General features: G+C 34.3%; 12 protein-coding genes. 1 reads left to right on the plus strand and 11 read right to left on the minus strand.

The window, feature by feature from the left end:
• Positions 1-107 precede the first annotated feature (107 nt).
• The 10 genes from BM212_RS07085 to BM212_RS07130 all read right to left on the minus strand — a co-directional run bounded on the left by BM212_RS07085 (position 108) and on the right by BM212_RS07130 (position 10,613).
• Entirely contained in the window at positions 108-2,057 is a 1,950-nt protein-coding gene (locus BM212_RS07085; RefSeq protein WP_091897648.1) for a BglG family transcription antiterminator, read from the minus strand.
• A gap of 86 nt (positions 2,058-2,143) precedes the next feature.
• Positions 2,144-3,529: a glycoside hydrolase family 1 protein gene (locus tag BM212_RS07090; RefSeq protein WP_072694917.1), complete on the minus strand. Its 1,386-nt coding sequence runs from the start codon at positions 3,527-3,529 to the stop codon at positions 2,144-2,146.
• Between the two features lie 13 nt (positions 3,530-3,542).
• Entirely contained in the window at positions 3,543-3,851 is a 309-nt protein-coding gene (locus BM212_RS07095; RefSeq protein ID WP_212745561.1) for a PTS sugar transporter subunit IIA, read from the minus strand.
• An 83-nt stretch (positions 3,852-3,934) separates the two neighbouring features.
• A complete protein-coding gene (gene celB, locus BM212_RS07100; RefSeq protein WP_072694919.1) occupies positions 3,935-5,224 on the minus strand; it encodes a PTS cellobiose transporter subunit IIC in 1,290 nt (429 codons plus the stop codon).
• A 24-nt stretch (positions 5,225-5,248) separates the two neighbouring features.
• Positions 5,249-5,560 (minus strand): PTS sugar transporter subunit IIB, encoded by a 312-nt coding sequence (locus tag BM212_RS07105; protein ID WP_072694920.1) that lies wholly within the window; start codon positions 5,558-5,560, stop codon positions 5,249-5,251.
• A gap of 398 nt (positions 5,561-5,958) precedes the next feature.
• Positions 5,959-7,227: a YcjF family protein gene (locus tag BM212_RS07110; RefSeq protein ID WP_072694921.1), complete on the minus strand. Its 1,269-nt coding sequence runs from the start codon at positions 7,225-7,227 to the stop codon at positions 5,959-5,961.
• Between the two features lie 169 nt (positions 7,228-7,396).
• The gene (locus tag BM212_RS07115; RefSeq protein WP_072694922.1) at positions 7,397-8,101 is read right to left on the minus strand and encodes a YrrS family protein; all 705 of its coding nucleotides are present in this window, start codon (positions 8,099-8,101) and stop codon (positions 7,397-7,399) included.
• A 157-nt stretch (positions 8,102-8,258) separates the two neighbouring features.
• Positions 8,259-9,398, minus strand: a complete 1,140-nt coding sequence (locus BM212_RS07120) for a zinc-dependent alcohol dehydrogenase (RefSeq protein WP_072694923.1) — start codon at positions 9,396-9,398, stop codon at positions 8,259-8,261.
• A gap of 138 nt (positions 9,399-9,536) precedes the next feature.
• Complete coding sequence (locus tag BM212_RS07125; protein WP_072694924.1) at positions 9,537-10,133, minus strand: ECF transporter S component; 597 nt, start codon at positions 10,131-10,133, stop codon at positions 9,537-9,539.
• A 36-nt stretch (positions 10,134-10,169) separates the two neighbouring features.
• Positions 10,170-10,613, minus strand: coding sequence for a MarR family winged helix-turn-helix transcriptional regulator (locus BM212_RS07130; protein WP_072694925.1), 444 nt, complete (start codon positions 10,611-10,613; stop codon positions 10,170-10,172).
• Positions 10,614-10,782: 169 nt separating this feature from the next.
• Between BM212_RS07130 and BM212_RS07135 the strand changes: the two genes are divergently transcribed.
• Positions 10,783-12,483 (plus strand): NFACT RNA binding domain-containing protein, encoded by a 1,701-nt coding sequence (locus tag BM212_RS07135; RefSeq protein WP_091897651.1) that lies wholly within the window; start codon positions 10,783-10,785, stop codon positions 12,481-12,483.
• Between the two features lie 71 nt (positions 12,484-12,554).
• Here BM212_RS07135 and pyrR read toward each other — a convergent pair whose 3' ends face one another.
• Complete coding sequence (gene pyrR / locus BM212_RS07140; protein ID WP_091897655.1) at positions 12,555-13,106, minus strand: bifunctional pyr operon transcriptional regulator/uracil phosphoribosyltransferase PyrR; 552 nt, start codon at positions 13,104-13,106, stop codon at positions 12,555-12,557.
• Positions 13,107-13,122: the final 16 nt, after the last annotated feature.

The following is a 13,122-nucleotide window of genomic DNA, read 5'->3' on the forward strand; positions in this document are numbered from 1 at the left end:
TGACTTTTTTGGAAATTTTAATGAAAACTACTTGTGATTAAAGTAACAATGTATAAAAATCATTTATTCTAAGTTTTATGCAACACTAGTGATATCATATATATAGTTTATTTATTTGCTAGCGTTTGAATGATGGAAATAAAGTCATTATAAGATGAACACTGCAGCAATTTCGCAACGATAGCAGGAGTGTTAACAATTTTTCCTAGAATGTCATATAACAACTGCAAATCTTCCCGACTGTCTTTTTCAACATTCAACAAGCAGATGAATTGGACTTTTCTTTCTCCCCAAATAATGGGCTGATCTAATGTACAAAATGTTAAAAATGTTTTTGAAGTTTGAGGAGTAATAGGATGTGGGATAGCCACATTATTTCCATACGATGTTGGTGCAATTTCTTCTCTTTTTTCCAGTAATAACTGGTAGTCTGCTGGTAAAGCATGTATTGGTGTCAGTTTATCAACTAAAAAGTTAAAAACTTCTTGTTTAGACTTTAACGACTGGTTCAAATAGGTATGATCTTCATCGATAAACGCAATAGGATCTGAGTGAACATCCTTTATAAAGTGTTCAATTCTTGACAAATCATAGTGACTTAAAATCGTATTAACCTCTATAATGGGTACCGGCAGTGTATCTTTGATAGGTACAGCGCTGATAATAAAATCGATATTATCATAAGGGATTTCGTGAATTCTATATAATTCCGTCGTACCGACGACTTCTATTTCTGAACGGAATTCCGCAGTGACCTTGTACTGAATTAGTTTAGAACTACCTACTCCTGAAGCACAGACAATGTAGCATTTTTTTAAGAAATGTTTTTCCTTTTCTCTCTCCATTGCTGCACCTATATGTAAAGCGATATAGGCTACTTCATTCTCATCGATTTCCACGGATAAGGCTTTTTTGATTTCAAGCGCTGCAATAATTCCTGCTTCAAAAGCAAGAGGGTAGTGCGCTTTAATATCTTCTAACATAGGATTACGAATATTCATATTGAATTTATAACGATTGATTGCTGGTTTTAAATGTAAAGCTAAACTCATAATCAGTTCCTGGTCATTTAAAAGAGATAAATTAAGTTCTTTTTTCAACTGTAAAAGGATCTGATCAATTAATTTTTGAATCATTGGATCAATAACCTGTTCATATTGAGTCGTTGAATTATTAGATTCACCAATTAGTTTCGTACCAAGCAGATGAATCGCGATATAAGCGATTTCAATTGTTGGGAAAGTAACATGTAATGTTTGCTCTATCTGCTGAACAATTTTAGTAGCAACCTTGTATTCTTTCTGTGTTTGAATCTCTGATAAATCTTTTTCAACTAGAGCTACACTATAGCCTTCTTTGATTCGTTTGTAAGCAATAACAATATGTACAAACAAATTATTCAATGCTACATCAGAAAGTACAATCTCATTCCGGTTAATTTGCTCAAGTAAAATAGACCACATATTATTTAAAATAAGTTCATTGATTTCAGCAATAGAGCTTACATGTTGCATTTGTATAAGACTAGGTCCAGCCTTTTGTTGGTTAAATAAAAACTCTGAGATAGCAAAACGACGGTTTAATTCTGTTCCTTTTAAACTTATTCCATAATTTGGACGACTGATTAATTTTAGAGAATATGGTTCAAGTAATTGTTTGACTGTTTTTAAATCTGCTTGAATAGTTGATCGACTAACATGTATTTCTTCGCTTAGATCATCCAGTTTTACAGGATTGCTTTTTCTTAAAAAAAGGTTTAATAAATAATCAATACGCTCATTAGGGGTATTGGGATTATTACTGATTTGATCTAACGAATGATCAATTTGTTCTAAATATTGATTATATAAAAGCTCATTAAAAATAGTGATTTTAAAACCCTTGCCTTTTAAAGCTTCTATTTGAGCGCCATTTATTTTTAAGTCTGTATTTAATTCCTTGATATCTTCTCGGATTGTTCTAGAAGAAACCTCAGTAACCGCTGCTAACTGAGTGCTTGTAATGGGTGTATTAGCAGAAGACAAAATATTTAGAATCTTGACTTTTCTATTTTCCATTAGACTTCCTCCTTTCCGGAACTTTAACACATGGTAAAAGCGCAGTAATCCTTTATCACTACGCTTATGTGTTAAACTGTTCAATTCTAATCGTTAAAACCATTTTTTTCTGACACTTCTGCAAACCACGAAGCACTTTTCTTCGCCGTTCTTTGCTGAGTTTTAAGGTCGACTGAAAAGAATCCATAACGGTTTTTGTAAGCATTCATCCAAGACCAGTTATCCATAAATGTCCATAGGTGATAGCCTTTCACATTACATCCTTCTTGAATTGATCTGTGCAGCCATTTTAAATGTTCTTTTATAAAATCAATACGATAATCATCTTCAATGCGTCCATTAACTAAAAATCGTTCTTCATTTTGAACGCCCATACCATTTTCAGAAATAAAGGACTCAATATTCCCATAGTTTTCTTTTAAATTAATCATAATATCATAAATACCTTTTTCATAGATTTCCCATCCACGATAAGGATTCATCTTTCTTCCAGGCATTTCATAATTATCAAAGAACCAGTCAGGCATAAAAGGACTATCTGGATTCGGTTGGGAATCTCTCGCTTTAACTCTTCTGGGTTGATAATAATTTACTCCAAGTAAATCTACAAGGTTCTCTTTGAGTAAATCTTTATCTTCAGGTTCGGTCTCTGGAAGTTGATTATATTCAGCAAGTAAGTCAATCAAATCTTGTGGGTATTCTCCTTTTACTGCTGGATCAAGAAAACTTCTATTAAAGAATAAATCACAAATATGAGAAGCTTTTAAATCTGCAGGATTTTGACTTCTGGGATATGAAGGCGTTAAGTTAAGAACAATGCCAATTTTACCATCGTAATTTTCATGATAAAGCTTAACTGCTTTAGCATGAGCAATCATTGTATTATAGCCTACTTGAACAGCTTTCTTTGCGTCAACGATGTTAGGATAATGAAAGTCGTATAAATACCCTCCTTCTACTGGTACGACAGGCTCATTGAACGTGAACCATTTCTTGACACGATCTCCAAATAATTCAAATACCTTTTCTGCATAATCAGCATATGCTTGGGTGACTTTGCGATTTTCCCATCCACCGATTTCCTGTAATTCCAAAGGCATATCAAAGTGATACAAGTTTACAAACGGTTCTACACCATTTTCAATCAAGTCATCAATCACTTTGGAATAAAAATCAACTGCTTCAGGATTAACTTCTCCTGTACCACCTGGAATCAATCGTGCCCATGATATTGACAACCTAAAACTATTATGATGAATTTTTTTCATATTAGCAATATCTTCTTTATAACGATTATAAAAGTCAGAAGTAACTTCAGGGCCTACATTTTCAAAGAAACGATTAGGCTCCTGTTCATACCACTGATCCCAGATATTTTTACCTTTGGTTCCATTCTCTCCACCTTCAGTCTGTGTTGCTGAAGCGGCACTTCCCCACCAGAAATTTTCTGGAAATTGATAGTCTAATGACATTTGTATTTCCTCCTTATCTTGTTCTATATATTTCAACTAGTTCAACAGCTAGATCTCGAACAGTCATAGCAGTCATTAAGTGATCCTGTGAATGAACAAGGATAATATTCAGTGGCTGTTCCTCTCCCCTAGCTTCATTTTGAAGTAGCTTAGTCTGATGTTGATGAGCTTTTCCTAGTTCTTCACTTGCCTCTTTTAGTTTATTATCGGCTTCTTCAAAGTTACCATCTTTTGCTTCATGAATTGCTTCCATCGCGCTTGATTTTCCATTACCTGCAAACAAGATAATTTGGAACGCAACCTCAGTCATTGTATCCATCATATAATCCTCCATAAAAACTAAAAGGAAAGCGAATGTTCAAAGACATCCGATTCCCTTTATGCAATTTTCTATTGTTATTTAACTTATTTCGTAGTTTGTGCTTTTTGTTCTTCGCCGTAATATTGATTGTCTAATACTTTCAAGAACGGTAACCAAATTACAAAAACAATACCCATATTGATTAGTTGCATAACTGCACCCATGATTTTATTTCCCGTTGCTAAATATCCACTCAGCAATGCGGGAGTTGTCCATGGAACTATCAGTCCAGCTGGTTTTGGAGCGAATCCAATATCCATCGCAAAGTATGTTACGATTGCTACAACTACTGGTGCTAGTAACCAAGGAATCAATACTAATGGGTTCATGATAATCGGTAACCCAAAGATAATAGGCTCATTAACATTAAATATACCAGCGGGTCCACCAAGTTTTCCAAGTTCTCTTAGCTGACGACTCTTAGTTACTACGAAAATTGCAACAATAACTGCTAAAGTCATCCCGGATCCACCAATACCAACGATAAAAGTATCCATAAATTGTTTCGTAACAATATTTGGTAATTCTTCGCCAGATTGGAAAGCAGAAAGGTTTTGCTCGTTTAGAGAATACCAGATTGGATCAAAAACAGAGTTAACAATAATTTGTCCGTGTAACCCAAAGAACCAGAATACTTGAATCAATAATACAGCAATAATTGTAGCAGGTAGTCCACTACCTAATGCTGTAAGCGGTTGTTGAATTAAAGTATATATGAAGTTCTGAACTGTTTCAAATGATGTAAAACTAAATAGAATTCGAATGACTAAAAACACGGTCAATGTTAAAGTAATAGGAATCAATGCACTAAATGATCTGGATACAGCATCTGGTACCCCAGCTGGCATTTTGATTGTCAGATTTTTTCTTACAAAAAAGTGATATAACTCAGCAGATATAAAAGCTGTAAAAATACCTAAGAACATTCCTTCTGCTCCTAAGGCACTTGTTGGTATAACACCAGAAACATCTTCAAGAACTTGTGGTGTCAATACTAAAAATGATGCTAAGGCGACTACTCCTCCATAGATAGCCTCGCCTCCACGCTGTTCTACCATTTTAAATCCTATACCAATAATAACAAATAATCCCATAATGCTTAAAGTAGCAGCAGAAGCTGGTCCTAATGCATTTTGATAGGCAGTATAGGCTTCTTCGCTGATGACTCTATCTAAAAATGGCAAGTTAGCAATAACAACAAAAATTGATCCGAATATAATTAAGGGTAACGCTACCATAAAACCATTTCTTAAGGCTGTCAGATAGCGGTTATTGTTTAGCTTATCTGCAATTGGTAAAAGAATATCTTCTAATACACTCATAAACTTATTCATTTTAGTCCTCCAGTTTCTCTCAGTTTAACTTTGATCAATTAACTCAATAGCTTTATTTAAAACGGCTACTCCGTCAACTCTACCATATGCTACAGGATCAATTACATCTAATGGGATCCCGACTTTTTCAGCAGTTACTGCAAATTTCTTTTTCATAAAGCGCATTTGAGGGCCAATCAATAAAACATCAGCTTCTTCCATGTCGGTCTCTGCTTTATCTTGTGCTACAGCCCAAATCTTAACTTCTTCCCCGCGTTTTTCTGCTTCTTCTTCCATTTTTGTCACCAGTAAACTTGTTGACATACCTGATGAACAAGCAAGTAAAATCTTTTTCATTTTATTTCCTCCTTTCTGTTTTTTTCTTTCGATACTCATATATTAATGTAATACCGCTTACATATCCATGTGGTTAATTTCCGTTAGGAAGTGGAAGTTTTATATTTGTTCTCAGGTAATTATAGAAAAATCTTCTAGAACAGTAAAAAACGTTAGGAATCAAAGAATACCAGTGGGTCTTTGATTTCTAACGTTTGATTTTATAGTAAATTTCTAAGGTAAACAATGGATGTAATGAAGTAATAGACCATTGCAGGACCACTGCTCAACGAAATTCGATTCGAAATAGCTGGAGCTAATCAACACAATCCTTTAAGAGAACTATTTAAGAGTATGAAATTAAATGCTATCTAGTGGAGCACCAAAAATAGGGATACGTGAATATAAATAATAGATTTTTAATGTTTATTTTGATGTTTCTCAATAGTTTTCTTGATGGTGGGTATAATCTTTTTGTAAAAAGGTAAAGATTGATTTTGCTGAATATCATATTCATTTAATGCAGTTTCTAATTCAGACCCCTCTTCAAATTCCAATTCTTTATTATTGATCTGTTTACGATTTAGTTTGATATTTTTTTTGAATTGTCTGGTCATCAGCTTTTCGATGAGGGACAAGTCGATCGATTCACCAGCTTTTTCCTTTGCTGAAATCACACTAAGAACTTCAATGTAGCTAATTGCTAAAGCGCTAGTAACAACCGATGCAGTGGTACCACTGATAATACCACCCACAATAGTCCCTGCACCTGGAATGAATTTAAAAGCATTGGCTACTAATGTTTTACCTAATAAAGTAGCTGAACTTGTTCCGCCAACAGCAGCTACAATGGAAACAATCGTAGATTTATCTAAGGAAATACCGAATATTGCTGTTATATGAGCAAGTAACGTTATTTGCATCGGCACCAACACAGAGGCATCAGAAAAAGGGATCGGAATAAATCCTACACCAAAACTCGTCGCTACATATCGAGTTGCCCAGCGTCTAGCATCTTTTGCTTTCTTCTCGATGTCTGCCTGCTGGGCATTCGTAAAAGCTTTTTGTACATCCTTTGGGATAAGCTGAAGGGATTTAGCTACTAATTCTTTCAAGCCAAAAGCAGGGATAACATAATCATCGGAAATTTCATATGGTTCTGACATGATCGTTTGAATTGCTGCTACTGGAAGATTCATGTTTTCTAGATATCGTTTAAATTCTTCAGCTGGTTTGCCTATAGCTTGAGTTAATACAAGTATGACCGGAATTTTATCCGCAATATCTCTTATTAATTCTAACTCCATATCCTCAATACGAGATGAGGTAGCTTGAATACAATAATAAGCAACATGTATTGCCTCTTGGCTGTTTTTATGTTTCTTAATTAAATCAAATACTTCTTGTTTTACCTGATTTTGGATAGATTGCTCTAGTTCTAATCCTCTAGTGTCGTAAAGTACAATTGGTATACTTTGTTTTGAAATTTTTCTCAAGTGTTTAGTGACTGGTTTACCAATTCCAGTATCGGCTAACTTTTCTCTAAAAATATTATTGATTAGTGTGCTTTTCCCTACTCCAGTTTTCCCTGCAATAAGGATATTGACTGGATCCATATTTTCTACTTCTTTTTCAGTTTTATCCAATATTTCTTGAATCACATTAAGCTTATCGCCTGATAATTTCATAAATTGCCTCCTACTGTTAACATGATTATAAATAGTTTACCATGAACTTTTACTAAAAAGGAAGAATCAAGATTGTAAGGCCCTATCGAATCAGGAATGAATAAAAAGCATTCTAACAACTTATTATATAAAGAGGTTAGAATGCTTTTTATATTTAAATGATTAGTTATCATTTATATTCAGAAGGAACTTCCGATAATTCTTCAATTCGAGTCGCCTGCCATCCTTCTTCTTCAATAAACTGCAGATAAATTCTATATACTTCTGATTCACCTTGATTAGAGACTGTAGCTTCTACTCGATTGGGACCATCACCGGCAATCCACCATTCAATAATAGTATCTGATTCTAATCCAGTAACTGATGTAATAGCCTGGTTGATTTCAATACGATCTTGTGAGCCATCATTGAAATTTGTAATATGATCTCCAGATTGTTCTGTACCGATTGGGGACCATTGTCCAGTATAAGCTTTCTCAACAAGTGGATCCTCAGAATCAACTTCTTCAACATTATTTAATTCAGATTCACTGTCATTTTCATCAGTTGTTTCATCATTTTCCACTTGATCTTGACTGTCTTCTTCACTATTTTCGTCTTGACTTAGTTCATCAGATTCTGCCTGATTTTCTTCATTTTCATTCTGATCCGTTTCTCCTGTTTCATTCTGATCAATCTCAGTATTTAATTCTGAGCTAGGTGCTATATTTTCTGAAAGTTGATTTGTATTATTATCACGAATGACAAAAACATAAGTGAGCAAAGCCAATAAAATTAAGACTAGAACAGCAATTACAATATAGTAAATTTTATCGAATTTATTTTCAGGTTTGTTTCTTTCAGTACGAGATTGATTTGAGTGATTTCTTTTCATGAAACTGTATCTCCTTTATAATATTACACTTTTTCATATTATTAGGATAGTTTATCACACAAAGATTTCAATATTGAGTATATCGCATAACAACTAAACAACAAAAACACGCTTTCTGCATTACAATTAAACAGAAAGCGTGCAAAGTACTAGTTAATTAAGGTTTGAGCACTACTTTTATATTATTGTCTTCTTTTTTATCGAAAATATCATAGCCTTTAGCGGCATCTTCTAGTGGCATAGTGTGCGTAATAATATCTGTAGGATCAAATTCATTATTTCTGATTTTTTCGTAAAGCTTCGGCATTAGATGCGGCACTGGAGTTTGTCCAGTTTTTAAGGTTACATTTCTAGCGAATATATGATTGATTGGAAAAGTTGTTGCTGGAGTTAAATAAACACCGGTTAACATGATTGTACCAAATTTTTTGACTGCTGCACTGGCCATTTCAATTGGTCTTGTTGTTCCTTTTTGAGGAGAAATCAGATTAGTCACTTTTTCAAGTTTTCGTTCTTTTCCATCCATTCCAACACAATCAATCACAACATCGGCTCCGCCGTGTGTCATATCCAAAAGCGCCATACTAGGTATATCAACTTCTTCAAAATTCAACGTTTCAATTCCGATTTTTTTCGCTGAATACTCCAAGCGATGTTTAACGCTGTCTACTGCAATAACTCTTTTAGCACCTTTCATTTTAGCAAACCTTTGAGCAAATAGCCCAACTGGTCCAGAACCAAGTACAATGACAGTATCACCTGGTTTTACACCAGCGTGTTCTACACTCCACCAAGCTGTTGGAACGATATCAGATAAAAACAAAACCTTCTCATCTGGAACTTCATTATCCGGTACTTTGAATACAGAATGGTCAGCATGAGCTACACGCATGAATTCTGCTTGTCCACCAGGATAATCCCCGTTTAATTTACCAAATCCAAACAACCCACCATAATCAACTTCCGGGTTCTTATTTGATTCATCACACTGGCTTTCCATATCGTTTTTACAAAAATCACAATGACCACAACTAACATTAAATGAAACTACAACTCTATCACCAACTTTAAGATGCTTTACATCTGGTCCAACTTCTTCAATGATTCCCATTGGTTCATGTCCTACAATATAATCATCATTTAAAACAAGATTCCCATTATGATATAAATGTAAATCAGATCCACAAATAGCTGTTGAGGTAACTCTGATAATAGCATCAGTAGGCTCTTCAATTATAGGATCTGGAACGGTCGTTACCTGCATTTTTTCTTTACCCTGAAATGTTACTGCTCTCATTTTTCTTACCCCTTTCAAATAGTTTGTACAGAACAAATTTAGCATGATTCAAACATAATAGAAAATAAAACGCTTGTTTTAGTTAAAAAAAGTCTTTTAAGGTAGGTAACCTTAAAAGACTTTCTAATATATTTGAATTTAATGTTTGATTTTTTTAAGAGGATTAGTGATCAAAGGAGCAACGATAGCAGCAACGATAGCTTCTGCCACGCCACTTGTTCCGACTATAACTAGAAGAACTCCTGCAAGATTACTTAAATCAACATTTATCGCCTGAGCATATCTAGCGCCATAAAAAATATAGATAAAGAGCAAAACTAAAATTGTATTTGTGAAAGAACCAATAACCGCAGATATTGCCATAGAAATTCTATCTTTATCAGGCCAGAACTTCTTCAGGAACTGATAACTCCAACCTGTCAGTAAACCAATTAAAATACGCGGTAACAAAGCTATAAGAGGATTAGTCCATAACCACCAATCCAGAGGTGTTGCTGGTACAGTATAAGCTCTAACCATTCTTGTAATGCCCCATACAGCACCTATGATCATCCCGTCTTTCGTTCCTAAAGTCAATGTTGCAACAATGACAGTAATATGAATGATTGTTGGATTAAGTGGCGGTATTGGAATATTTCCTAAGAATGGTACAAAGTTCTGAATCAATATAATTGCTGTTAATATTCCTAAAATTGCTAAACGATAAGGATTGGATTTTTTTCTACCTAAAGGCATAAGATTCCTCTTTTCTTAATATGAAATCTATTATAACTATTGGATTTTAGATAGTCCATTTGTCAAACTTCTATTTAATCTACCTATTAATACTGAAAGTAATTGCTTTTCTTCTTCAGTCCACCCTTCTAGAATGTCTGAGAATATCTTTTGAGCAGCAGTATTATACTCTTGAAATTTTGATTTAGCATCTTCAGATAGAGTAAAATAAGCATACCGTTTGTCATCACCAGTTGTTTTAACGACTAAGCCGTTTTTAACTAAAGTATTCATCTGTCTGCTAACTGTTGATTTATCTAATTGGCTTTGTTCAGTAATTGACTTTAGGGTAGCTTGTTCTTCTCCAAGAATTTCAATTAGATTTAAAGCAGAAGCAGATATATTATAATCTGTCAGTAAATTCTGAGTCATTTTTTTATATAAGGATTGTAGTTCTGCCAGTTTTAATAAAATTTCATTCGTATCGACTGATGGTGTCATATCATCGCTCACTTTCTAAACTGATTTCATGCTGAAAACAACTATTTGTACGTGTCAACTATACCATTGTTTAATTACTTGGGCAATGGTTTTTGTTACTGTAGAATGGTGTTGACCTCTTAAAAATGCTATACTAAAAAGGAGTCTCGTCTGAAAGGAGACAGTTAAAATGTCATTTGATGGATTATTTACACATGCAATGGTAACGGAATTGAAAGAAACACTCATAGGTGGAAGAGTTGCGAAAATTCAGCAACCTTATGATAACGAAGTCATTTTTAAAATTCGTGCCAATAGAAAAAATATTCAGCTCTTATTATCTGCACATCCCCAGTACGCTCGCATGCAGATAACTGATATACCTTTTGAAAACCCTACTTCTCCACCCCAGTTTTGTATGGTAATGAGGAAGTATTTGGATGGAGCAATTCTAGAGGATATAAAGCAATTTGAAAACGACAGAGTAGTTGAGTTTTCATTTAATAGTCGTAATGAATTGGGAGATATAGAAAATCTAGTACTGATTGTTGAGATTATGGGTAGACACAGCAATATTTTATTGGTTAAAAAGCAGGAAGAAAAAATCCTTGAAACAATCCGACACATCTCATCAAGCCAAAATACCTATCGTACTTTAGTGCCGGGTGCCCAATATAGACAAGCACCAACCCAAAACAAGAACAACCCTTTCCACTTTGATAAACCATTACCGATCGCGTCATTACCTACTAATGAAAAAGTTAAATGGATACAGCAAACCTTTCAAGGTTTTGGTAAAGATTCTGCAGAAGAATTAGCTTTTCAAATAGAAACGCATCCTGACGATGCGCCAGCCCTAGTTTTCCAAAAATTTATGGAGCCATATAAAAAGCAGAATTTAACTCCTACTTTGACAAAAGTCAAAAACAAAGAATATTTTACAGCTGTCAAATACGATTCACTTGTGGGAGAACAAATCCTATTTAAAACGCTTAGTGCTTGTGCAGATCGTTTTTATGGTAATAAATCTGAACGAGATCGAGTTCAGCAACAAGCCAATGATCTATTCGGTCTAGTAAAAAATGAAACGGAACGAAATGAAAAGAAATTGATTAAGCTTGAAAAAGAGTGGCAGCAAACTCAAAAAGCAGATCAATATCGTATTAAGGGAGAAGTTTTAACGGCCTATCTTCATGAGATTGAACAAGGGATGGAGTCCGTTACTCTAGATAATTTCTATGAGGAAAATGAAAAAATTGAAATAGATTTGGATCCCCGTAAAACCCCTTCTAAAAATGCTCAGGCTTATTTTTCTAGATATCAAAAATTAAAAAATGCTATTAAGCATCTTGAAGGTCAGATAAAAAGTACAAAAGCAGAAATTCAGTATTTAGAGTCAGTCATGACACAAATGGAAGTAGCTTCTCCAAGAGATGTCGAAGATATAAGAGACGAGTTACAAGCCGGCGGATATATAAAGAAAAAACGCAAGCAACAAAAAGGAAAAAAACGTCAGTCCACAAAACCAGATCAATTTCTATCTTCGGATGGTACCTTGATACTGGTAGGAAAAAACAACCTGCAAAATGATGAATTGACTATGAAAACAGCCCGTAAAACAGATTGGTGGTTACACACTAAAGATATTCCGGGATCACATGTTATTATACGAAGTGAGCATCCTTCTGAAGAGACTATAGAAGAAGCTGCAGCAATTGCTGCATATTTTAGTAAATATCGTTTATCTGCTTCAGTCCCTGTTGATACAGTTCAAGTCAAACATATCCGAAAACCAAACGGTGCTAAACCTGGATTCGTCATTTATGAAGGCCAAAAGACTTATTATGTAACGCCTAAAGAAGAATTAATAAATAAACTGAAAAAAAGTTAACTATAGCTTAAAACATGCCTATCCCCTCTTATCACTTTTGTAGTGTACAAGTTGAAGATAGGCATGTTTTTTTAGATTTCTTCAGGTTTGATAATTTCTACAGCATTTTTATGGTCCACTTCTATAACAGATACTTTAACCTGTTCTTTCATTGAAGTTGGAATATTTTTCCCAATAAAATCTGCTTTAATTGGAATTTCACGATGTCCTCTATCAATCAATGAGGCAACAAGGATTTTTTTAGGTCTTCCAAGATCAATTACAGCATCCATTGCTGCTCTAATTGTTCGACCAGTAAAGATAACATCATCAACTAATATAACGACCTTATTTTCTACTGAGACAGAAAAATTTTGCCCTTTAACTTCAGGATTTCCAACTTCATCAGGAAAATGACGATCATCTCGATATAAAGTAATATCCAATTCTCCAACTGGAATCATCTTTCCTTCAATTTGCTCGATACGTTCTGCAATTCGATTGGCAATGTGTATTCCACGTGTTTTAATTCCTGCCAAAATTAAATGATCAATCCCTTTATTGCGCTCAATGATTTCATAAGAAATCCGAGTTAAAGCTCTCTGCATAGCAATTTCATCTAAAACGGTAACAGTTGTAGCCAATTAAGATAACCTCCTA

This window comes from Marinilactibacillus piezotolerans (assembly GCF_900114235.1).
In the GTDB taxonomy this organism is placed as follows: Bacteria; Bacillota; Bacilli; order Lactobacillales; family Carnobacteriaceae_A; genus Marinilactibacillus; species Marinilactibacillus piezotolerans.

Bases quoted from the DNA above. Each gene is read 5' to 3' on its own strand.
- BM212_RS07085 (WP_091897648.1), bottom strand. From the start codon at position 2,057: ATGGAAAATAGAAAAGTCAAGATTCTAAATATTTTGTCTTCTGCTAAT.
- BM212_RS07090 (WP_072694917.1), bottom strand. From the start codon at position 3,529: ATGTCATTAGACTATCAATTTCCAGAAAATTTCTGGTGGGGAAGTGCC.
- BM212_RS07095 (WP_212745561.1), bottom strand. From the start codon at position 3,851: ATGATGGATACAATGACTGAGGTTGCGTTCCAAATTATCTTGTTTGCA.
- celB (WP_072694919.1), bottom strand. From the start codon at position 5,224: ATGAATAAGTTTATGAGTGTATTAGAAGATATTCTTTTACCAATTGCA.
- BM212_RS07105 (WP_072694920.1), bottom strand. From the start codon at position 5,560: ATGAAAAAGATTTTACTTGCTTGTTCATCAGGTATGTCAACAAGTTTA.
- BM212_RS07110 (WP_072694921.1), bottom strand. From the start codon at position 7,227: ATGAAATTATCAGGCGATAAGCTTAATGTGATTCAAGAAATATTGGAT.
- BM212_RS07115 (WP_072694922.1), bottom strand. From the start codon at position 8,101: ATGAAAAGAAATCACTCAAATCAATCTCGTACTGAAAGAAACAAACCT.
- BM212_RS07120 (WP_072694923.1), bottom strand. From the start codon at position 9,398: ATGAGAGCAGTAACATTTCAGGGTAAAGAAAAAATGCAGGTAACGACC.
- BM212_RS07125 (WP_072694924.1), bottom strand. From the start codon at position 10,133: ATGCCTTTAGGTAGAAAAAAATCCAATCCTTATCGTTTAGCAATTTTA.
- BM212_RS07130 (WP_072694925.1), bottom strand. From the start codon at position 10,613: ATGACACCATCAGTCGATACGAATGAAATTTTATTAAAACTGGCAGAA.
- BM212_RS07135 (WP_091897651.1), top strand. From the start codon at position 10,783: ATGTCATTTGATGGATTATTTACACATGCAATGGTAACGGAATTGAAA.